We start from the raw sequence: 21629 nt of genomic DNA, 5'->3' as shown, positions 1-21629 counted from the left end.
GAATTTATGGATTTTGGATTTTATTGGTCGCATACTGATGCGGTGAGTAAGACACTGTTTTTTGTCTTGTTGGCTTTATCAATGATATCTTGGGTTGTGGGCATCATGCGTGTGATTAACTCTCGGCGTCGCACAGCAAATATTGTTGATGAGCTAACTGCCCAAATTAATATCCAAAACTTGGGTGATTTGCCATTTGACCAACGCAAGATGGCAACAGAGCAAAAACTGCTCCAACAAATCGCTCGTCATCGTTATGAACTTGAAAAAGGTCTGCCCGTTCTTGGCACAACAGCTTCCATCGCACCTTTTATTGGGTTGTTTGGTACGGTTTGGGGGATTTTTCATGCCCTTCACAGCATCGGTGCAACAGGTCAAGCGGGCTTGGCACAAGTGGCAGGGCCTGTGGGTGAGGCATTGATTATGACAGGTTTGGGTCTAGCAGTTGCAATACCTGCGGTTATTTTTTATAACATTGCCACACGCATCAACAAGCAAGCGATTCATCTGGCAACTGATACAGCCCATCAAATTCTGTCTAAGATTGTACGATAAAGGAGGGTCTGATGGCTTTTGAGTTAGGTGATCATGACAATAACGGCATGAATGAGATGAACCTTATTCCGCTGATTGACATCATGTTGGTTTTGATGATTATTTTTTTGGTAACAGCGACCGTGCTAAACCCAAGTGTGCCGCTTGATTTACCAAAAACTTCGGCATCGGTGAATGATGCACCGCCTGAGGTCTTACAAATTAGCATTGATGAGGCAGGGGGCATTTATTGGGACCGTGAAGCACTGACCTTAGATGAGCTGAGCCAACGCTTCACCGAGCAGGTTAATGCAGGCAAAAACCCCCAAATTAATTTGCGTGCTGATAAAGAGGGTAAATACGATACCGTCGCACAGGTTTTGGCTGAGGCATCAAAAGCAGGATTGGGCAAAATCGCTTTTGTCAGCGAATAGATGGTTTAATCAAATCAAAGATAAATAAAAAGCACTGTTTTAACAGTGCTTTTTATTAGCTTATTATTTATTAAGTGAGCTTATTAAGTGATTATTTATTAAGTAACTATTTATTAAGTGATTATTTATTAAGTAACTATTTATTAAGTGATTTTTTAGAATTCTCAGTAATGTCCTTTCTGATATTTTTTCTTAGGCAAAAAAACATCACACCCAAAAATATAAACATGACAATCATATCACCAAAAGCGGTAAATTCGCCCCAGTATTTCCCCTCTGCAAAAATGAATGCAAAAAATGTATGTAAACCTGCCATCACAGTAAACATACCCACCCAAGCCAAATTAAGATACTGCCAACCTTGATGCGTTAGGTGAAATACAGGTTCAAACAAGCGTTTGATGATGGGGCTTTTATCTTTGCTAAATAATGGGGAGATGAGTAGCCCCAGTGCAAATGCACCATTAATTAACACTGCTTTTAGCATGATATAAAATGCGTCGCTAAGTGCTAAGGTGATTCCACCAAAAACCACCGTCATCAGTAACACAAACCACTGCTGCTTTTCTAGGTGAAATCTTTGGCTGATGAATAAATACCCATATATAATTACAGTTGCGGCAATCAGCCCAAATGTTGCCACTAAAATGTGGTTATTATCCGTACCTGCCGACCCAATGAGTTGTAAAATCGGATGCGTGCTGTCTGTTGGTTCGGTCGTTTTATAAAGAACAAAAAATATAATGAGTGGAATATAGTCAAATAAGGCTTTCATGATGCATATCTTTTAATTAAAAAAAGCACACCTGACACTATCTGCCAAGGTGTGCTGTTGTTTAGCTGCGTACAGTATCGCTACTGGTCTTGTGAGTGACCGCTTGTGGAGGAAGTGGGCGAATTGGCTCAACCAAAGCTACCGCCAGCACCTCATCAATGGTTTCAACAGATTGAATGACAAGACCTTCTTTGACATTGTCAGGAATCTCGATCAAATCACGCTCATTGGATTTGGGTATCAAGACATGCTTGATGCCGCCACGATGTGCCGCCAAGAGCTTTTCTTTTAATCCACCGATGCGTAATACTTTACCACGCAAAGTAACCTCACCTGTCATGGCAATATCAGCACGAATGGCGATGCCTGTCATGGCAGAGACGATGGCAGTAGTTAGGGCAATACCTGCTGATGGGCCATCTTTTGGGGTTGCACCTTCAGGCATATGGATATGCAAATCGGTATTTTTAAATTTTTCATAAGTAATCCCAAATCGCTCACCATTGGCACGCACAACACTCATGGCAGCACGAATGGACTCTTTCATGACATCACCGAGCGACCCTGTAAAGACAAGCTCGCCTTTACCCTGCATGGTTGCAGATTCGATGGTCAAAAGCTCACCACCAACCGAAGTCCACGCCAAACCTGTAATGCGTCCAATCTCAGGGTCTTTTTCAGCCAAACCATAATCATATGGCTTGACGCCCAAATAATCTGAAATATTATCATCGGTGATGGTCAAGCTTTCGATATCAACACCTTTTTTGGGTTTGACGCCATATTTTTCGATTTGGGAGCGTACCGCTTTTCGGCTAATCTTATTAATCTCGCGCTCAAGATTACGAACGCCTGCTTCTTTGGTATAATGGCGGATAATACTGGTTAATGCATCATCAGTAATATCAAGCTCATTGGGTTTTAGGCCGTTTTGTTCTAAAGCTTTTGGGGTTAGATAATTATTGGCAATGGCCATTTTTTCATCTTCAGTGTAGCCAGGTAAGCGAATGACCTCCATACGGTCAAGCAATGCAGGCGGAATGTTCATGCTGTTGGCAGTACAAATAAACATCACTTGTGATAAGTCCAAATCTAAATCCAAATAATGATCATTAAAGGATTTATTTTGGGAAGGATCTAAGACCTCAAGTAAGGCAGAAGCAGGGTCTCCTCGAAAATCTTGTGCCATCTTATCAATTTCATCGAGTAAAAATAGCGGATTTTTAACCTCAACTTTGGCAAGTGATTGTACAATTTTGCCGGGCATCGCACCGATATAAGTACGGCGATGCCCACGAATTTCAGCTTCATCACGCACGCCGCCTAATGCCATACGCACAAACTTACGACCTGTGGCACGAGCAATGCTCTCGCCCAAGGAAGTTTTACCCACCCCAGGAGGGCCAACTAAACATAAAATAGGCCCTTTAAGCTGCTTCACTCGAGATTGTACTGCCAAATATTCCAAAATGCGGTCTTTGACATCATCTAGCCCATAATGATCTTTATCCAGTGTTTGTTTGGCTTTATCAAGATTAATGCTAACTTTACTGGCTTTGTTCCATGGCGTGTCTAAAATCCACTCAACATAACCTCGTACCACCGATGCCTCTGATGATGATGCTGGCATTTGTTTAAGCTTTTTAAATTCACTTTCGGCCTTTTTTCGGACATCATCGGGCAAATCAGCTTCTTTTAAGCGATTTTCAAGCTCAACATCGTCATCATCGGCACCATCATTTAAATCGGATAGTTCTGATTTGATGGCTTTCATTTTTTCATTTAAGAAATACTCGCGTTGGTTGTTTTCCATTTGCTTTCGAACAGTGTCTTGTAGCTGACTTTCGATGCTATGCTCGGTTTTAGTGTTAGTGAAATATTCGCTTAGCACCTTAAAGTATTCAGCAGCATCACCCGATTCAAGCAAAGCTTGCTTTTTATCAAGAGGTAGCTGTGTGCGTGTCACGACAAAGTAAATCAGCTCAAGCAAATTATCAAAACCGCTGGCAACACGGATCAGCTCACGCGAATTTCTCAGCGTACTTTCAGCATAGTCACTAAATAGCTCAAGCAGCACCGACTTTTGAGCATCAGCTTCTTCTTGGCTAAGATTGAGGTCAACATTGGCAGCAGTGAACTCAGCGATAAAGCTATCATCAGTATCATCATTGGCATTTTGGATGCGACCGATTTCAACACGCTCAAGACCCTCAATCAACACCTTTAAGCATTTATCATCGGAGTCATGTGGCATGGTACTGACAATTCGGCAAAGTGTTCCGTAGCGATGTAAATCTTCAATATCAATCTGTTCAGACAGTGAATCTTTTTGGGCAACCGCAATCAGTTTACCCTCATGTGATTTTTGGGCAAGTTCAATGGCTTTGATGGACTGCTCACGACCGATAAATAAGGCGACTTGTGTCTGCGGAAAAATGATGACATCACGAACAGCAATTAAGGGCAGTTGTTGTAAATTATGATGATTATTGGCATTGTCATAAGTTGTATTTGGGGTTGTCATTTTAGTATTCCTTATATTTTTAAAATGATGCTGGATTTATGGTGGCTTATAGCGTAAATTGCAAGACCTGATATCAAAAACTTGGCAAATCATTCGCTTTTTTAATCATCATGACCAAATGATTGGCTTTGTAAAAATTGTCTATCACAATTAAATATATAACTTATTGATTTATCATAATATTTTTAAAAAATTTTATGAATTTTTTTGGGTATAATACAGAATTTAATTTTGATAGGTATGATTTGGGGGTGATGATGAATGCTGTTTTGCTTGCCGTCATTGTGATGGTTGGCTTATCGCTTGTACGGGTACATGTGGTACTAAGCTTGGTGGTTGGGGCACTTGTTGGCGGTTTGATGGCGGGTATGTCGGTCGCTGATACGCTGACTTCTTTTCAAGATGGTATTAAAAATGGTGCACAAATTGCTTTATCTTATGCCATGCTTGGTGCTTTTGCGATGGCAATTGCCCATTCAGGATTGCCACAGATATTGGCAGATAAGCTGATTGCTCGGTTGCAGTACGCTGATGGCACAGGTGGGCTTAAGTTTTTGTTATTTTTTATCTTAATTATTATGGCAATCATGTCTCAAAACATTGTGCCGATTCATATTGCCTTTATTCCCCTAATCGTGCCGCCACTGTTATCGGTGATGAATCGCTTGCATCTGGATCGCCGTGCGATCACATGTATTTTAACTTTTGGTTTGGTCAATACATACATGTTTATTCCTTATGGATTTGGCGATATTTTTTTGAATCAAATTATCCTTAAAAATATCAATGAAGCAGGCATGATAACCAACAACATCTCAATGATGCAAACTATGATGATCCCTGCTTTGGGTATGCTGATTGGACTTTTGATTGCCATTTTTGTCACGTATCGTAAACCGCGTCATTATCAAGAAAAAGTCGTGGCGGTCGGTCAGGCGTCTATTCAAGTCGGTACGCTTAATATCGTCGTGGCAATGGCGGCAATTGTTGCGGCATTTGTCGCACAGCTAATGACAGATTCTTTATTGATTGGCTCACTCGTGGGTTTTGCGATATTTATGGCAACAGGTATTGTTAAATGGCGTGATGCCAATGAGGTTTTTAATGATGGCATTAAAATGATGGCGATGATTGGCTTTATCATGATTTGTGCTCAAGGTTTTGCAGAGGTGATGAAAGCCACAGGGCAGATTAATGCGTTGGTTAATGGGGCGGTGGGTCTTTTTGGTGATAACAAAATGCTTGCGGCAGTATCGATGCTGCTTGTTGGTTTGGTGGTGACACTTGGCATTGGTTCATCATTTTCGACTGTCCCTATTATTGCGACCATTTATGTACCATTGTGTATGGCGATGGGCTTTAGTGTACCTGCGACAGTGGCTTTGATTGCAACAGCAGGCGTACTGGGTGATGCTGGCTCACCTGCATCAGATTCTACATTAGGTCCCACCATGGGGCTGAATGCAGACGGCCAGCATGACCATATTCATGATTCTGTGATTCCAACTTTTATCCACTATAATATTCCTTTGATTGTTTTTGGTTGGATTGCCGCGATGGTGCTTTAGTCTTTTTGAGTACTTGATATTTAATGCCTTGAAATCGCTTCAAGGCATTTTTTTGGCTATTGATTTTCTTGGCCTAAATAAGTACCACGCTTTGGTTGCCATTTGACTTCTTCGCCACGCAAGATTTTTTCAATCATCATCTTGGTATGTGCACGATGATGATTGAGCATGCTAATCATATGCGTATTTTTATAGCGGCTGATGTTTGGGTCGTATGTTTCGGCAGCAGCTGCCACACCATCTCGATCTCGGTGATGATACAGATGTGCGATGCGTTCAGCAATCTCGCTATCCATCCCCAAAAGCTCAAGCCCTGTACGGGCACTGCGTACCGCTGAATCAAAAGTCTCACGAATTACCGCACTGGCACCTGCTTTGTGCAATTGGTAGGCATGAATGCGATCATAAGCACGAGCCACGATTGGCAAATCGTTGTAGGTGTGGCGTAGATGGCGTACGATGGACAGTGCCTCTTTGGGATGATCGATAGCGATTAAAACCAGTTTGGCTTTGGCGATGCCTGCCATATCAAGCAAATCAAATCGTGTGGCATTGCCATAATAAGTCTGAATCCCCAAGTTTGACAAACCATCTACATGGTCAGCATCACTATCAATCAATGTGGTCTGATAACCACATGCGGTCATCATGCCATTGACAACTTGCCCGTATCTGCCATGTCCTAAGATAATGATAGGATTTTCTTCATCAATGGCATCACTGTCTCTTACAGACGCTGGCGATGTGTTTTTGGCGGTGTATTTTTGATGAATCACTAAAAATAGCGGCGTAAGTACCATGGACATCACAACGATTGCTGTTAAATTAGCATGTGTATCGGCGGATATGACCGAATGCGTCGCCGCTGCTGAAAATAGCACAAAGGCAAACTCACCACCTTGTGCCATCATGACTGCACGCTCAATAGCGATGGCATGCCCAGCTTTGGTCATACGGGCCACAAAATAAATCCAAAGACCTTTGGTGAGCATGAGTGCGATGACGCCAAGACTGATAAGTTGCCAGTTTTTGGTCACGATGGATAAATCAAGTGCCATACCGACGCCTAAGAAGAACAAGCCCAGTAAAAGACCACGAAAAGGCTCAATATCTGCTTCAAGTTGATGTCGAAAGCTGGATTCAGATAACAGCACACCTGCAACGAATGCACCCATCGCCATCGACAGACCGCCAAGCTCCATCAGTAGTGCCGATCCTAGCACGACCAATAACGCTGCAGCTGTCATAATCTCTCGTACACCAGTTTTGGCAAGTATCGTAAATAATGGATTAATCAGTACACGCCCAACGATCAACAATGCCAGTAATGAACCTAATGCCACAGCAATCGCTTGCCAAGCTGGTGTTTCACTGGTATGCACCACAGGCGATAAAAAAGCCACAATGGCTAACAGCGGAACAATCAGCAAGTCTTCAAATAATAAGATGGATACCATGCTTTGACCTTTGGCGGTAGACAATCCATTATTTTCGCCCAAAGTTTGCATGACAATTGCCGTTGAGGTTAGCACAAACCCTGATGCCCCCACAAATGCCACTTGCCATGATACCCCAAATATCTTGAGTACCAACATCATTAAGGCGGTTGCACCTAATACCTGCAAAGACCCAAGCCCAAAGATTTGTCGTCTAAGACTCCACAAATGCGATGGGTGCATTTCAAGACCGATAATGAATAAAAACATCACCACACCAAGTTCAGCGGTGTGAATGATGGTCTGTGGGTCGGTAAATATCCCTAAGCCAAATGGCCCAATTATCAGACCACCAGCCAAATAACCAAGAACAGACCCTAACCCAATTTTACGAAAAAGGGGTACTGCGATTACGGCAGCTCCAAGCAGTGTCACAACTTGAATCAGCTCGCTTGCCATACCAGCTTCAGCCATCGTTATTCCTTATTTTAGTGATGAATAAAAAAGCACAAATCATTAAGCCGCCATTTTAATGTAAGTTAATGCAAGCTTAAGTATTGTGCTAATAAAATCAAAAATTATAAACTTATATGATAAAGTTATCGTCGTGTGATGCGTAATCGATTTAATTGATCAATTATAACCAACCTGCTTTTCTAAATTTGGTGTATAAAAACAAACAAACCAACATGACCGCACCAACAACAACAAAATAAGCATATCGAATATGCAGCTCAGGCATATAATCAAAGTTCATGCCATAAATGCCAGCAACCGCCGTTGGTACAGCAGCGATACCAGCCCAAGCCGCCAATTTTCGGACAACATCATTTTGCCCCATTGTCACCATCGCCATATAGGTATCCATTGCCACAGAGAGCATTTCATTTAGGCCATTGACGGCATCAATTGAGCGTAAAAGATGGTCATTGACATCACGAAAATAAGGTTTGGCGGCAACAGGAAAAGCAGAGACCAATTCATTTTTTTTATGATTAATAAAAAAGTTACACACATCTTGAACAGGCAAAATCACCGCTCGCATATGCACCAGTTGAGATTTTAGTTCATATAAACTTTTTAGGGTGGATTTGCTAAACTCATGTGAAAAGATATTGCGTTCTTGCTCACGCAAATAATTGCCCAATCGGTCAGTGATTGGTAAATAGTTATCAACAATAAAGTCTAAAATTGCATGTAGTACAAAAATTGGACCCAAACGCAATTTTTCAGGTCGGCGGTGGCAATGTTCACGAACAGGGGTGTAGGAATTGGATGCACCACGGCGGACGCTGATGATGAAATTTTTACCCATAAAAATGGCGGTTGTACCATAGCGAATTTGGTTATCCTCAAGCTTAGCAGTACGCACAACCACAAAGATGGTATCATTACCGTAGCTTTCAACCTTTGGGCGTTGGTGATCAGCAAAGGCATCTTCTAAGGCAAGCTCATGTAAGTCAAATGCATCTTGAACCTCTTGAACGGTTTCAAGACTGGGATCGTATAGTCCAAGCCAGATAAATTGATTATTATTAGTAAGCGTACGACTGACATCCTCGATTGCTAAAGGCTCAATGGGTGCGCCTGTTTTACGAGAGTAAGCATAACAGATGACAGTTTCATTATCCCCAGATTGCTCAATATCTTCTAAGCGGTCGGCATCAGGATCGTAGACTGTCATTGTCTCAATGGTATCTTCGTCTGTGGCATCGGCATCGCCATAGATATAGCTGTCTTGAGTGTCGTGGAAAGTTTCAGCACTTTCAGGGGTATGCTCAGGGTCGTTGGTGACTTTGATCATGTCTGACTCATCAAACAGCTCATCTTGATGAATGATAGGATTAAGATCAGATATGGTGGCGGATTTGGCAGGGTGGGTCAGGTCGTTTGGATTTGGGGTGTGATCGGTTTGTGTATTATGCTGTGTCATAAAATCCCCAAAAAATCGCACATTTTGTGATGATCGGTGTATTAAAACCCTAAACTATAGAGCAAATTTATATTCAGTGGGTTATTATAGCAATACTGTCGCAATTTTTCATCAGTTAAATAATGACTTCATTGACAATTGAGCGATTGATAAAATTTTTTTTTCAAATTAACCTTGCAAGCCTGCTAAGGTATGGTACACTAGTCAAGAAAAAATGCTAAATGCTTACTGTGATCACAAATGAGTCAATATAACTCATTTGTAATTATGATGCTTATTTTATAAGCTTGTTATAAGCCCAAGTTATTTTTTCATGACACCGTATTTCATGACACCGTATTTTGGTCAAACGCTTGTTTGACTGTTTTTATTTGCTGACAGGGGTTTTTTGTGCCAAAGCATAGCACCACCAATTTTAACACCGAACACCAAATGGATACAAAACACATTCAGCAAAATTGGCTTCTACCTGATGGTGTGGCTGATGTACTATTTACCGATGCTCAAAAACAAGAAAGCCTGCGTGATGCCTTGCTATTTGTGCTAACCGCACACGGTTATCGCTTGGTGTCGCCGCCATTAATTGAGTATACCGAAAGTCTGCTAAATAATGCCGATGAAGACCTAAAACGCCAAACTTTCAAATTTATCGATCAGCTCAATGGTCGTTTAATGGGTTTGCGTGCCGATATTACGCCACAAATTCTACGCATTGATAGCAAATATGGTCAAGGCATCAGCCGTTACTGTTATGTTGGGCAGGTTGTCAAAACCCTACCGACTGGTCTGTTTGGCTTGCGTACGCCGCTTCAATTGGGTGCCGAGATTTTTGGGATAGATGATATCTGTGCCGAGCTTGAGTTGATTGATCTACTGGTCGCATTGGCAGATGAGGTCGGACTAGACCGACAGATGCTGCATGTGGATATTGGGCATGTCGCTATTTTTGATCGCTTGTGTCAGTTGCATGGCGTTTCAAACAAAGATGCTGATGAGCTGATTGGCATTTACCATAAAAAAGCCATGCCAGAACTTACCAAATGGTGCCAAAATATGGGCAACAGCTTAAACAGCCCAAGCGATGCAACTGATTTTTTGGTATTGGCTAAGCATACATTAAGCAGTGATCGGACGCCAAATGCCGAGGCTTTATTAAGTAAATTGTCCGATAAAGCTCGCCAAGATAATCAAATCATCCAAGCGGCAAATGAGCTTGCTACTTTGGCGGCACATATCAGAGCGGTGGGTATGAGTGTGAGTATTGATGTGACTGAATTGTCAGGATATCATTATCACACTGGCGTGGTATTTAATGTCTATTTGGGTAATAGAACCACACAGACTCAAGCTTTGGTACGAGGCGGTCGCTTTGATGGCATCTCAACTCACAGCGTGGCAAGGGGTGCAACTGGTTTTAGTATGGATATTAATCGCTTGCTTGAATTTGTAGAGCTTGAAGAAGATACCGTGATTTTGGTGGATTATCACGATTTACAAAATGCTGATGCAGACACAAAAGCTGATTTGGCCACACAAATTAAAACCTTACAATCTGAAGGCTGTATTGTCATTAAGCCCTTGACTGTAGATGATAAGCCTGACCAGATTGATGGTATTTTGCATTGGGACACCGATCAAGATAAGCCGATTTGGGCGGTGCGATTAGTTGGTGATGAGTACTAAATGTCACCGATTGATGTTGTTGATTGATTTATTGAGTAACTTTTAAGGATATATTATGGGTAAGAATGTTGTCGTGCTGGGTAGTCAGTGGGGTGATGAAGGTAAAGGCAAAATCGTGGATTTGCTGACCGAAAAAGCCACAGCGGTCGCCCGCTTTCAAGGTGGGCATAATGCAGGTCATACACTGGTTGTTGGCGGTGAAAAAACCGTTCTGCATCTTATTCCATCAGGTATTTTGCGTGAGGGCGTAACCTGTTTCATTGGCAATGGAGTTGTTTTATCTCCTGAGGCACTACTTAAGGAAATGAATGGTTTAATCGAAAAAGGTGTGCCTGTGCGTGAGCGTTTGCGAATCTCACCTGCATGTCCGCTTATCATGCCTTATCATACTGCACTTGACCAAGCTCGTGAAATCAAACGAGGCAGTGGCAAAATTGGCACAACAGGTCGTGGTATTGGGCCTGCTTATGAAGATAAAGTCTCACGCCGTGCACTCAAAGTTGCTGATTTATTCCGTGCAGATTTGCCAGAAAAACTAGAAAACTTACTTGAATATCATAACTTTGCACTGACCGAATATTATAAGGTAGATGCCATCGATTTTGATACCACGCTCAAACTATGCCAAGAATGGGCAGCCGAGCTTAAGGATTTGGTCATTGATGTGACCGATGCACTAGAGATCCGTCGACAAAATGGCGAAAATTTGATGTTTGAGGGCGCTCAAGGGACATTGCTTGATATTGACCATGGCACTTACCCATTTGTTACCAGCTCAAATACAACAGCAGGCGGCGTATCTACAGGTACAGGCTTAGGCCCTTTATATTTAGACTATGTGTTAGGTATTACCAAAGCTTATACCACTCGTGTCGGCTCAGGACCATTTCCAACAGAGCTGTTTGATGATGTTGGTGCTCACTTAGCAAAAGTTGGACATGAATTTGGTGCAACAACAGGCCGAGCTCGCCGCTGTGGTTGGTTTGATGCGGTCAGCTTACGCCGTGCGGTTGTATTAAACTCAATGAGTGGAATTTGTTTGACTAAGCTTGATGTTTTAGATGGCTTAGATGAGATTAATATTTGCACCAGCTATGAAGTACCAGAAGGTGAGTGTGCTGGTGCTTATGATGCTGAATATTATGAAAAAGTGGTACCAAAATATGAAACCCTACCAGGTTGGAGCGAATCGACGATTGGCGTGACCAACTTTGATTCACTGCCTGCCAATGCTCAAGTATATATCAAACGCATCGAGGCGCTTGTCGGTTGCCCTGTTGATATCATCTCAACAGGCCCTGATCGTGATGAAACCATTGTGTTGCGTGACCCTTATGATGCTTAAGTGAGTGTGATTTTACCAATGATCGCATCGGATAAAAGTTGGTATTAACCCTGATAATTAACTTTTATTTAATTATCTTATCAGTGTTATGTGAAAATAACTTTTTGGCATGACTTAGTTATTTGATTATCAAATATATCAACGAACCCAATCTTGACTTGATACAGTTATGATTGGGTTTTTTATTGTTAAAAAAATTAATTTATCTATTTATTTTTGATAAGTTATCGTAAATACCGATAAATAATCCAAAAAATCCCACTTTATCTTAGCCTGATCTTTTGATGAAATGGTAGGGTAATTGGCACGGTCATCATGTTAGCCATAACTTTTATGATGATTGTCTCTTAAGGTGTCTTAAATTGATCAAAGTGTGCCTGCCTTTGGCATTTTTTATATAAAACTGACTTAAAATTGTACATTGTTATCAATTTTCAATCATGATGATCAAAGGTAACGACGCTTTAAATATATTCTTATTATCATGCTGGATAATAGTGTTAATATTCATTCACAGGAGGGTTGAATGTCTATCACTCAAGGTGTGCATCATGTGGCATATCGTTGCAAGGATGCCAAAGAAACGGTTGCATGGTATCAAAAGCATCTGAATATGGGCTTTGTTTTGGCAATTGCTGAGGATAAAGTACCATCAACGGGTGAACCTGATCCATATATGCATATTTTTTTGGATGCAGGCGGTGGTAATATCTTAGCATTTTTTGAGCCTCCAACCAAGCCTGCGATGGGACGAGATGAAAATACGCCCATATGGACTCAACATTTAGCACTCAAAGTTGATAGCGAAGAGACCTTAAGCGCCACCAAGCAAAAGCTGATTGATGCAGGCTTGGAAGTTTTGGGACCTGTAAATCATACGCTGTTTAAGAGCATTTATTTTTTTGACCCAAATGGTCATCGTGTTGAGCTTGCCTGCGATATCGCAACCGATCAGATAACCGTGCTTTAGATAAAGTAAAATGGGATATGCTCAATGAATGGGCACAAACAAAAAAAGCACCCAAACACGCACAATGGGTACATGATGGCAGTTTGGTTGTGGTTAGCCGTGACTTAAGCCAATATCGTAAAGTTGAGGATATTGCACCAACGCTGCAAGCTGCTTTAGATGATTGGGAAGTGGTATCGCCCAAGCTACAAGCGGTCTATCAGGATTTAAATGACAACCGTAATGGATTGCCTTTTGATCAAACACAATGCCATTCGCCCTTACCAAGAGCATACCAATGGGCAGATGGTTCGGCTTATTTAAATCATGTTGAATTGGTTCGCAAAGCACGGAATTCAGAGGTACCCGAATCTTTTTATGATGATCCATTGATGTATCAAGGCGGTTCTGATGGCTTTATTGGGCCACGAGATGACATTGTGGCATCAGAGGCATGGGGTATTGACATGGAGGCGGAAGTTGCGGTTATTACAGGTAAAGTTAGTTTGGGTAGCACATCAAAACAAGCTGCCGAACAAATCCGATTGGTGATGCTGGTGAATGATGTTTCTTTAAGAAATCTTATCCCATCGGAGCTTGCCAAGGGATTTGGCTTTTTTCAAAGTAAGCCTGCTTCTGCATTTAGCCCAGTTGCTGTGACACCTGATGAAATAACAGCTTGGGATAATCAAGCTGCCAAATTGTACCTACCCATTCAAGTCCATCTAAACGGTGAGCTTTTTGGCCGCCCTAATGCTGGTGAGGATATGACCTTTGGATTTGGGCAATTGATTGCCCATGCTGCCAAAACTCGTCATTTGGCAGTAGGCACTATCATTGGTTCAGGCACTGTGTCAAATAAGCAAGACAGCCTTTGGGGGTCGAGCGTTGAGCATGGTGGAGTGGGCTATTGTTGTTTGGCAGAGCTTCGTATGTATGAGGCGATTGAAGGCAAACAGCAAACGCCGTTTATGCAAGATGGTGATGTGGTACGGATTGAAATGTTTGATGAAACAGGTGAAAGTATTTTTGGCACAATTGAAAATACCGTAAAAGCAATATAAGCATCATGTTTGGCATTTAACTGTCTAATAAAAACCCAAATTCAAAACGATGAACTTGGGTTTTATCATCTTGGATTATTAAGGTATTGTTTAAGGTGAAGTAATCATCTTAAAATGATACCCTTGGTTACCCAAAAATCTGCTTAAGTGCCACTTTATAAAATTCAAAGGCTTCTGTTGCCCCTTGAATGGCTGTATCTTGCTCATCTTTACTAAGATTGAGCTGGTTTAAAGATTCACGAAATGCCTTCCAATGCTTACCACGCCCATCAGGATGCGCATCTAAATGACTGGCACCAAAATTTTCATCAAAACCCAATTTTTCTTTTGTGTCTTTAAATAAAAAGGCTGCACCAATATTAGAACCTTCGGCACAATAAAGCCAGCCAATGGCTTTGGCACCCATTGGTGCTGGTAATTTTGCCTTAAAGGTATTTGGCTGTTGTTCTAGGTCTTTTAAATCATTTAAAACGGCATCATAACGCGTCATTGATGCTAAGTTTTCAATGGATTGGTTCAATGCTGGGTCTTTATAAATGGGGTCAACAATTTTATGAAAAACAGATTGTAGATTTAAAAACTTAATATAATTTTCGACACTGTCAAAAGGTCTAACTGACATGACCGTCTCATCGACGCTGTCGTGTATGTTGCGAGTATCTTCTTTGAGACGCTCGGCGAAAGTAAGTTGTGTCATAGCATTACTCCAGTTTATGACTTTGGTTGATGACTAAAATGGCTTAAGCGACTAAATACGCCCCATCTGTCACTGGATACTTCTAGTCTAACCCAACAACTGTAAGGTTATACACCAAATCACTGCCAACTCTTAAAAAGATGGCTAAAAGATATCAAATAAGTAATCTTAACACAAGTGATAATTATTATCATTTTTATGAAATAAAAAACAAACAGTTGCTAAATTGCAACTTATTTTTGATCAATTTATAATTCATATTTACAATTAATTAATATTTACAATTAATTAAGATTTGATGATAATAGCTTGGTGGTTTTAACCAATATCAACATTAATCAGCCATCAAAAAGAAAAAACCAATATCATTAGAGTGCTGGTAAAAGATAAGCATTGAGCAAATTTATCATGAATCTGAATTTGGGCTAACTTAAATCTTTTAACGCCCATTGCTCTTTGTCTTTGAACATACATTCATCAAATACCACACAAGCACCACATTTGGGCTGGCGTGCTGTACAAGTATAACGCCCATGTAATATCAAATAATGATGTGCATCCACCAAAAACTTGGCAGGAATACGCTTCATTAAGGCTTTTTCAACAGCAAGGACGGTTTTACCTGTGGCCAATCCTGTCCGATTACCCACACGAAAAATATGTGTATCTACTGCCATGACAGGCTCACCAAACGCGGTATTTAGCACCACATTGGCGGTCTTTCTGCCCACGCCTGCTAAAGCTTCTAATTCATCTCGAGTGCGGGGTACTTGGCCATTGTGTTTGGTGATGAGGTCTTGGCAGGTTTTGATGACATTGGCAGCTTTAGAGTTATACAGTCCAATAGAGCTAATATAACTTTTTAGGTTATCTAATCCCAAATCCAAAATAGCTTTGGGGGTGTTGGCAACTTTAAATAATTTATCGGTGGCAATATTGACACTTTTATCGGTGGCTTGAGCTGATAGCATGACAGCAATCAGTAGCTCAAATTCTGAAGTATAGTGAAGTTCGGTGACAGGTTCTTTGATATGCTTGGCAAGTTTTTGAAAAAATACCAAACGCTTGTTGGCATTCATGGAGCGTGAGGGCGGCGTGTTAGCCGTTTTGGTCGTGGTTAATTTGGGTTTGGTTGTCATAGTTTATAGTTTATAGTTTGTGGCATACTGGTTTAGTTTTTAGCTGTTCGGTTGTCTTTGTCGTCTTTATCATCTTGTACCCAGCTTTCAAGGCGTTTGACGATTTTGCCAAACAATGTATTACGCTTATACTCGCCATGCTTATTTTTATCATCAATGAGCATGCCTGACAAAAGGGCAAGGGCGTCGGTAATGTGGTCGATGGCATAAATATGAAATTGTTCATCTTTAACAGCCTGTACGATGTCATCACGCAGCATCAGTTGGGCAATATTAGCGCGTGGTAATATTACCCCTTGATTGCCATCAAGCCCTTTATCACGGCAAGCATCAAAAAATCCAGCGATTTTTGCATTCACGCCACCAACCGCTTGAGCTTGCCCTAATTGATTCATTGAACCTGTGATGGCAAGATTTTGGGCAATGGGAATATTGGCTAAAGCCGATAAAAGGGCACACGCTTCGGCAAGGGTTGCACTATCGCCATCAATTTGCCCATAGCTTTGCTCAAATGCTAAAGACGCACTGAAATTTAATTCATGAAATTCGCTAAATAAGGCACGCAGAAAACTGGACATGATGAGCATGCCTTTGGCGTGTAAGCTACCACCAAGCTCAACATCTCGTTCAATGTCTAAAATCTCACCTTGACCAAAGTTGGGCTGAATCAAAGCGGTCAAGCGTGCAGGTAGCCCAAATTCACTATCAGCATAGCTGATGATGGTTAATGCGTTGATTTGCCCAACCGCCCAGCCTTTGGTGCAGATAATTTGCTGACCGTTTAAAATCTCCTGCCAATACAAATCCTTTAAATACCCCTTTCGTTCAGTGATGTCATCAAGTGCGGTTTGTACATGCTTGGCGGTGACTATTTTGTTATTTTCAAGGGTAGCGATTCGTGCAGATTCAACCAATAATCCTGACAAGCGATCGGCGTGTAAGTCCAGCTTATTTTTATCATCGCTAAGCTTGGATAATTCATCAATAATTACAGCAAATGCGGTATTATCAAAATTGGGCAACTGATGGCTTTTAATCATATCCACCATTTTTAATACCATGCCATATTCACTACAGTCATCTCGTTGAATGTCATCATGAAAATCGGCACGAACTTTAAAGACCGAATTAAATTCAGGTTCAAATTCTAGCAATTCATAATATAAATCAGCTTCACCAAGTAAGATGACTTTGACATCCAATGCCACGCTATCGGGCTCAAGCGATAGGCTGCCTGTCAAAGTGAGCATCTGTTCAAGACTTGAGATTTTGATTTGTTTTGATTGCAAAGCACGCTTTAAACCTTGCCATGCATAGGGATGTTCAAGTAGGCTTTGGGCTTCTAATAAAAGATAGCCGCCATTTGCTTTGTGTAATGCACCAGCTCGAATCATGCTAACATCTGTTAAGACAGTACCAAGCTCGGTGGTATATTCAATATGCCCAAGTAAGTTTAGATGTGTTGGCAAATCTTCAAATACAATCGGTGCACCAGCTGATGGCTGATGGCTGACCAAGATATTGACAACATATCGGCTTGGTACTTGTGATAAACTGGTGGCGATAAAATTGTCATCATCTTCATTGATGATATGGGTAATGTTTTTGACCATATCATCTTGAATCGCCATGAGATGACGGATGGCTTTTGGGTGGTTCTCAAAGTTTGCCATCACAGCGTTAAACATGGGTTCAAGTACTTTTTTGGCAGTACTTTGATGTAGCTCATCAAGTGCCTCATGCGTGCTGTCTTCAAGCTCACTAAGCTCAATTTGTGCCTCTAAAAGCTGTTTTTGAAGCTGGGCGAGCTTTTTGGTATCTATAGGTTTGCTGTCATCAATTGCCACAAAATGCACACGCCCATCACCTGTGGTCTTTAGTACCAAATTATGTTGTTTGGCATCAGCATTAATAGCATCAAATCGTTTGTTTTGTTGTAGGGGTATGGCTGATTTTATCAGTTCAATGTGGTTTTGGTGAGTATCTCCAAGCAGTTTGGCGACCAGCTTTTTTTTGGCATTTTGCCAAAGTTTATGGACTTTTTGCTGAAAAATAATTGCCATACCAGCAGGAAAATCAATGGCAATGGGTCGGCGTATGTCTTCAAAATGATGTACATATACCCAATCATTCGGTGTTGGCATATGCTTGGCACGCTCAGCCAAAAGGCGTGTGACGAGTGTACGCTTGCCCAACCCATTTTCACCGACTGCAAACACATGATAGCCATTGGCGTGTATGTCTAATGCGGTGTTTAAGGCTTTGATGGCACGGCTTTGACCAAATGCAATATCGGGTTTGGGCAGATGCAGACGGCTAGATTTGGGCAGATGATTGGGATCGGTGTAGCGTTTTAAGTCGCAAGCTTGTAATCGGTAGTTGTTTTTTAAACGATGATATGCATTATCTTTCATAAAATCAAAATCAGCTTCGTCTGCTATCCTTTGTGCAAAATAGTAAAATATGAACGAAATGCCCAAAAAACGCAGTGGGTTGGTTAAAAAGGGTATTTTAGCAGATTAAAGCATGATAAAATAGCTTTGCTGTGTGTAAACTTTTATTTTTACTGCCTTATTTGGCAATCTTGTGTTGATTGGTTAAATTGATTAAGAACGATGATATGACGCCCAAATTTTCCAAAATCTCCCATAAATTTCAACGCTTCGCCACTGCCATTGATGAGGCAGCCCAATCGCTTGGATTGACGATTACCGATGTGCAAAATATGCAGATTTTACGGTATTTAGACGGCCTTTTATTGTGGGGTAAAGCGTACAATCTAACCGCTATCACAGACCCTGATGAGGCTTTGGTGAAGCATATTTTTGATTGTATGGCGATTATACCCATGCTGCCGTTTGTCACGCAACCAAACAAATCTTTGCTAGATATTGGTACAGGTGCAGGATTGCCATCGGTAATTTTGGCAATTTTAAAGCCTGATTGGCACATTGATGCTCTTGATAGCAATCAAAAAAAAATCCGCTTTATTCGCCAGATTAGCAGTGAGATTGGCTTAAAAAATATCACGCCAATTGCTTCTAGAATTGAGCATCATCATGCCCAAAAAGCAGGTGCGTACGATGTGATTACTTCACGGGCATTTGCGTCACTGACTGATTTTGTTAGCCTTGCTACACCATGTTTGGCGGATACAGGTGTTTTGTATGCCATGAAAGGTAAAAATCCGACCGCTGAGGAGATGGCAGATTTGCAAGCTTGGCACATAGATATTGAGCCCATCTGCGTACCCAAATTAGATGACGATCGATGTGTGGTTTACCTAACAAAGCAGTAATTTTTTAATCATTTTTATTGGATATGTTTTCTTTTAAGGTTTTATTATGGAAATAATTGCAATTGCCAATCAAAAAGGGGGTGTTGGCAAGACTACAACAACAGTCAATTTGGCAGCAGCGTTGGCGATAATTGCCAAAAAAAGGGTGCTACTGATTGATTTGGACTCCCAAGGCAATGCCACCACCAGTGTTGGTCTGGATAAAAATGCCTTAGAATATACAATGGCAGATGTGCTACTTGATGGCGTGTCTTTACAAGATGCCATCTTATCTACCGATATTGGCTTGGATGTCATTGGTGCCAACCGAGATTTGGCAGGTATTGATGTATCACTTGCAGGCGTGGCAGACGCGCCTTTTTTACTTAAGCAGGCGATGGCAGATGCCAAGATGGCAGGCAAGCTTGAGTATGATTATATCGTGATGGATTGTGCACCAAGTCTTAGTATGATTACGGTGAATGCCTTTTCGGCAACTGATGGCGTGATTATTCCGATGCAGTGCGAGTATTATGCGCTTGAAGGTGTGGCAGATTTGATTGCGACGATTGATAAGCTAAAATCCATCAATGAATCTTTGCATATTCGTGGTGTGGTGCGTACTTTATTTGATTATCGTAACACATTGGCACAAGATGTTTCTGGTGAGCTTGAACGCCATTTTGGTGATTTGGTGTATCAAACCAGTATTCCAAGAAATGTGCGTTTGGCAGAAGCGCCCAGCTTTGGGCAATCAATTTTTACTTATGAAAAATCATCCAAAGGTGCAATCGCTTATCATAAACTTATGAATGAAGTGATTGCACAAACGAAAGCCAAATCAAACGGATAGATAGCTATGGCAAAAAAACGCAGACTTGGGGTCAAATACGGTTTGGATACACTCTTAAGCGGCACAAAGGTGAGTCGCCAAGTTGTTGATGTGATTGATGATGCCAAAATGGTGATGGCAGATAATAATCAACCTAACGATAAGCCGCAAGCGGTATCAAGCACCGCTGAGTCTGATACCACTCATCAAAGTGCTGATGATAAGGCGGTGAGTGTTTTGGATAACTTACCCAAATATCAACAAAAACAGATCGCTTTGTTTTGGCAGTTTGGTTTGGCTGAGCCGTGATACTCTGATTTGACGCATGCGTCAATCATAAATTTTAATTGAATTATTAATTGCAGACTGGAAATTTTCATGATTAAAAAGCGTGGATTGGGTATGAATCGTGGGCTAGATGTGCTGCTTGGCAACATCTCAGCAGAAAAAAAAATCATCGCAGGTGCCCAGTCTTTGGTGGCAAGTGCCGCCAGTGAACAGACCGAAACTAAGCCTACAGCCTCAACCAAGACTACCAAAATCAATAAAGCTAAAGCAGATAAAAAAGCAGGTAACAATAACCCAGCTTTGGAAGCTGGTATGGGTGAGAAAGTAGCACTTGTTCAAATCGCCACCAATCGCCTGCAATCAGGCAAATATCAGCCACGGCGTGATATGAACGAAGAGGCACTCAATGAGCTATCACTGTCCATCAAACAGCATGGCGTGATGCAGCCGATTGTCATTCGCCCACTTTTGTCAGATGAGAGCAAGTCCAGCGATACGGTAACGCACGAGATTATCGCTGGTGAGCGTCGATGGCGAGCGGCAAAATTGGCGGGGCTTGAGACCATTCCTGCCATTGAGCGGGTTTTGTCTGATGAGGTTGCGATTGCTTTGGCGTTGATTGAGAATATTCAGCGTGAGGACTTAAATGTCTTAGAGCAAGCAGCGGCATTGCAACGATTTCATACTGAGTTTGGTATGAGTCATGCAATGATTGCATCCGTGGTTGGTAAAGCACGCACCACTGTTTCAAATTTAATGCGATTAAATCACCTACACGATCAAGTCAAGCAATATATGATAGATGGTGTGATGGATATGGGACACGCTCGTGCCCTTTTATCACTCTCCCAAGAGCAACAGCCCATTATCGCCAAAAAAATTGTTGATGGCGGCATGACAGTGCGAGATGCTGAAAGGCTGGTCAAATCAATTTTAGATCCCAATCCTAAGCTTATCGTTCAGCCAAATCATGAAGTTTTGGCACTTTCTCAGCAGATATCGGATGCACTGGGTGCTAAGGTTAAATTAAAGCAAGGCAAAGATGGCAAGGGCAGTGTGGAGATTTTCTTTTATGACCATGATGAGTTTGGCGAGCTGGTCAATAGACTATGCCAAATATCAGATTATTGATCATCAGATATTAAAATTAG

General features: G+C 41.5%; 17 protein-coding genes and 1 pseudogene. 11 read left to right on the top strand and 7 right to left on the bottom strand.

The annotated features are described in order from the left end of the window. Nucleotides 1-6: 6 nt before the first annotated feature. Both A4U55_RS08255 and A4U55_RS08250 read left to right on the top strand, forming a co-directional pair. On the top strand, nucleotides 7-555 hold the full coding sequence (locus A4U55_RS08255; protein ID WP_003659649.1) for a MotA/TolQ/ExbB proton channel family protein: 549 nt from the start codon (nucleotides 7-9) through the stop codon (nucleotides 553-555). 11 nt (nucleotides 556-566) lie between these two features. Next, a complete protein-coding gene (locus A4U55_RS08250; protein ID WP_003656766.1) occupies nucleotides 567-968 on the top strand; it encodes an ExbD/TolR family protein in 402 nt (133 codons plus the stop codon). Between the two features lie 136 nt (nucleotides 969-1104). Here the strand turns inward: A4U55_RS08250 and A4U55_RS08245 are convergent, their stop codons facing one another. Together A4U55_RS08245 and lon are read right to left on the bottom strand one after the other, a co-directional pair. Further along, nucleotides 1105-1743: an inner membrane-spanning protein YciB gene (locus A4U55_RS08245; RefSeq protein WP_003656768.1), complete on the bottom strand. Its 639-nt coding sequence runs from the start codon at nucleotides 1741-1743 to the stop codon at nucleotides 1105-1107. A gap of 61 nt (nucleotides 1744-1804) precedes the next feature. Next, the gene (gene lon, locus A4U55_RS08240; protein ID WP_013107880.1) at nucleotides 1805-4267 is read right to left on the bottom strand and encodes an endopeptidase La; all 2463 of its coding nucleotides are present in this window, start codon (nucleotides 4265-4267) and stop codon (nucleotides 1805-1807) included. A gap of 257 nt (nucleotides 4268-4524) precedes the next feature. On the opposite strand from lon, the gene A4U55_RS08235 reads away from it, so the two are divergent. Further along, complete coding sequence (locus tag A4U55_RS08235; protein WP_192940794.1) at nucleotides 4525-5835, top strand: Na+/H+ antiporter family protein; 1311 nt, start codon at nucleotides 4525-4527, stop codon at nucleotides 5833-5835. Between the two features lie 56 nt (nucleotides 5836-5891). On the opposite strand, the gene A4U55_RS08230 is transcribed toward A4U55_RS08235, so the two are convergent. Both A4U55_RS08230 and A4U55_RS08225 read right to left on the bottom strand, forming a co-directional pair. Further along, on the bottom strand, nucleotides 5892-7745 hold the full coding sequence (locus tag A4U55_RS08230) for a monovalent cation:proton antiporter-2 (CPA2) family protein (protein WP_003673799.1): 1854 nt from the start codon (nucleotides 7743-7745) through the stop codon (nucleotides 5892-5894). A gap of 163 nt (nucleotides 7746-7908) precedes the next feature. Beyond that, nucleotides 7909-9204 (bottom strand): magnesium and cobalt transport protein CorA, encoded by a 1296-nt coding sequence (locus A4U55_RS08225; protein WP_003659657.1) that lies wholly within the window; start codon nucleotides 9202-9204, stop codon nucleotides 7909-7911. 390 nt (nucleotides 9205-9594) lie between these two features. On the opposite strand from A4U55_RS08225, the gene A4U55_RS08220 reads away from it, so the two are divergent. From A4U55_RS08220 to A4U55_RS08205, 4 genes and pseudogenes are all read left to right on the top strand, one after another. Next, nucleotides 9595-10887 carry an ATP phosphoribosyltransferase regulatory subunit gene (locus tag A4U55_RS08220; protein ID WP_063454227.1) on the top strand — a complete coding sequence of 431 codons (1293 nt, stop codon included), beginning with the start codon at nucleotides 9595-9597 and terminating at the stop codon, nucleotides 10885-10887. A 55-nt stretch (nucleotides 10888-10942) separates the two neighbouring features. Further along, entirely contained in the window at nucleotides 10943-12232 is a 1290-nt protein-coding gene (locus A4U55_RS08215) for an adenylosuccinate synthase (RefSeq protein ID WP_063454226.1), read from the top strand. Between the two features lie 526 nt (nucleotides 12233-12758). Then, nucleotides 12759-13288 (top strand): annotated as a pseudogene (locus A4U55_RS09015) (VOC family protein); the annotation flags it as partial. A gap of 3 nt (nucleotides 13289-13291) precedes the next feature. Further along, the gene (locus A4U55_RS08205) at nucleotides 13292-14245 is read left to right on the top strand and encodes a fumarylacetoacetate hydrolase family protein (RefSeq protein WP_237049749.1); all 954 of its coding nucleotides are present in this window, start codon (nucleotides 13292-13294) and stop codon (nucleotides 14243-14245) included. A 127-nt stretch (nucleotides 14246-14372) separates the two neighbouring features. On the opposite strand, the gene A4U55_RS08200 is transcribed toward A4U55_RS08205, so the two are convergent. From A4U55_RS08200 to A4U55_RS08190, 3 genes are all read right to left on the bottom strand, one after another. Further along, nucleotides 14373-14942, bottom strand: coding sequence for a biliverdin-producing heme oxygenase (locus A4U55_RS08200; protein WP_003669749.1), 570 nt, complete (start codon nucleotides 14940-14942; stop codon nucleotides 14373-14375). A gap of 425 nt (nucleotides 14943-15367) precedes the next feature. Further along, nucleotides 15368-16021, bottom strand: coding sequence for an endonuclease III (gene nth, locus A4U55_RS08195; protein ID WP_003656786.1), 654 nt, complete (start codon nucleotides 16019-16021; stop codon nucleotides 15368-15370). Between the two features lie 92 nt (nucleotides 16022-16113). Continuing rightward, nucleotides 16114-18495 carry an ATP-binding protein gene (locus A4U55_RS08190; protein WP_003656788.1) on the bottom strand — a complete coding sequence of 794 codons (2382 nt, stop codon included), beginning with the start codon at nucleotides 18493-18495 and terminating at the stop codon, nucleotides 16114-16116. A 206-nt stretch (nucleotides 18496-18701) separates the two neighbouring features. Here A4U55_RS08190 and rsmG point away from each other — a divergent pair, with 206 nt between their 5' ends. From rsmG to A4U55_RS08170, 4 genes are all read left to right on the top strand, one after another. Then, a complete protein-coding gene (gene rsmG, locus A4U55_RS08185; protein ID WP_049166994.1) occupies nucleotides 18702-19379 on the top strand; it encodes a 16S rRNA (guanine(527)-N(7))-methyltransferase RsmG in 678 nt (225 codons plus the stop codon). Nucleotides 19380-19425: 46 nt separating this feature from the next. Continuing rightward, a complete protein-coding gene (locus A4U55_RS08180; protein WP_003656793.1) occupies nucleotides 19426-20211 on the top strand; it encodes a ParA family protein in 786 nt (261 codons plus the stop codon). A 6-nt stretch (nucleotides 20212-20217) separates the two neighbouring features. Continuing rightward, entirely contained in the window at nucleotides 20218-20499 is a 282-nt protein-coding gene (locus tag A4U55_RS08175; RefSeq protein ID WP_003668450.1) for a hypothetical protein, read from the top strand. A 69-nt stretch (nucleotides 20500-20568) separates the two neighbouring features. Then, entirely contained in the window at nucleotides 20569-21609 is a 1041-nt protein-coding gene (locus A4U55_RS08170; RefSeq protein WP_003659663.1) for a ParB/RepB/Spo0J family partition protein, read from the top strand. The last annotated feature ends 20 nt before the right edge of the window (nucleotides 21610-21629 follow it).

The sequence above is a fragment of the Moraxella catarrhalis genome, from assembly GCF_001632285.1.
In the GTDB taxonomy this organism is placed as follows: Bacteria; Pseudomonadota; Gammaproteobacteria; order Pseudomonadales; family Moraxellaceae; genus Moraxella; species Moraxella catarrhalis.
This window is presented reverse-complemented; position numbering and strand designations above follow the sequence as displayed.

Excerpts from the sequence above, each read along its gene's own strand:
- A4U55_RS08190 (WP_003656788.1), bottom strand. The coding sequence starts at position 18,495 with ATGAAAGATAATGCATATCATCGTTTAAAAAACAACTACCGATTACAA.
- A4U55_RS08235 (WP_192940794.1), top strand. The coding sequence starts at position 4,525 with ATGAATGCTGTTTTGCTTGCCGTCATTGTGATGGTTGGCTTATCGCTT.
- rsmG (WP_049166994.1), top strand. The coding sequence starts at position 18,702 with ATGACGCCCAAATTTTCCAAAATCTCCCATAAATTTCAACGCTTCGCC.
- A4U55_RS08180 (WP_003656793.1), top strand. The coding sequence starts at position 19,426 with ATGGAAATAATTGCAATTGCCAATCAAAAAGGGGGTGTTGGCAAGACT.
- lon (WP_013107880.1), bottom strand. The coding sequence starts at position 4,267 with ATGACAACCCCAAATACAACTTATGACAATGCCAATAATCATCATAAT.
- A4U55_RS08255 (WP_003659649.1), top strand. The coding sequence starts at position 7 with ATGGATTTTGGATTTTATTGGTCGCATACTGATGCGGTGAGTAAGACA.
- A4U55_RS08200 (WP_003669749.1), bottom strand. The coding sequence starts at position 14,942 with ATGACACAACTTACTTTCGCCGAGCGTCTCAAAGAAGATACTCGCAAC.
- A4U55_RS08250 (WP_003656766.1), top strand. The coding sequence starts at position 567 with ATGGCTTTTGAGTTAGGTGATCATGACAATAACGGCATGAATGAGATG.
- nth (WP_003656786.1), bottom strand. The coding sequence starts at position 16,021 with ATGAATGCCAACAAGCGTTTGGTATTTTTTCAAAAACTTGCCAAGCAT.
- A4U55_RS08175 (WP_003668450.1), top strand. The coding sequence starts at position 20,218 with ATGGCAAAAAAACGCAGACTTGGGGTCAAATACGGTTTGGATACACTC.
- A4U55_RS08245 (WP_003656768.1), bottom strand. The coding sequence starts at position 1,743 with ATGAAAGCCTTATTTGACTATATTCCACTCATTATATTTTTTGTTCTT.
- A4U55_RS08215 (WP_063454226.1), top strand. The coding sequence starts at position 10,943 with ATGGGTAAGAATGTTGTCGTGCTGGGTAGTCAGTGGGGTGATGAAGGT.
- A4U55_RS08230 (WP_003673799.1), bottom strand. The coding sequence starts at position 7,745 with ATGGCTGAAGCTGGTATGGCAAGCGAGCTGATTCAAGTTGTGACACTG.
- A4U55_RS08170 (WP_003659663.1), top strand. The coding sequence starts at position 20,569 with ATGATTAAAAAGCGTGGATTGGGTATGAATCGTGGGCTAGATGTGCTG.
- A4U55_RS08225 (WP_003659657.1), bottom strand. The coding sequence starts at position 9,204 with ATGACACAGCATAATACACAAACCGATCACACCCCAAATCCAAACGAC.